Genomic DNA, 247 nt, shown 5'->3' with positions numbered 1-247 from the left:
GTGCTGTCGGCGGCTTTTGACCGCCATATTCTGTTGGATAGCGGAACTGCTTTTCAACAGCTGCGTTATGGCTCGAAGCACCTGTAAGGATATTCTTAGCACCTTTGTAGTTGATTATAAAAGAAGACATTGCCAGCCCCTCCATCGAGGTAGAACAAGCGCCAAACAAGCCGAAATAAGGCACTTTCAGGTCACGGGCAGCAAAGCTGGTTGGTGTGATTTGATTGATAAGGTCGCCTGCAATAAA

Annotated in this window: 1 pseudogene; it reads right to left on the bottom strand. The window is 47.4% G+C overall.

The annotated features are described in order from the left end of the window. Nucleotides 1–247: pseudogene (locus EOC06_RS39230) on the bottom strand (stage V sporulation protein AD); the annotation flags it as partial.

The sequence above is a fragment of the Mesorhizobium sp. M7A.F.Ca.MR.362.00.0.0 genome (genome assembly GCF_004023175.1).
Lineage (GTDB): Bacteria > Pseudomonadota > Alphaproteobacteria > Rhizobiales > Rhizobiaceae > Mesorhizobium.
The sequence above is the reverse complement of the archived record's forward strand: the minus strand, read 5'-3'. Positions and strand labels throughout refer to the sequence as shown.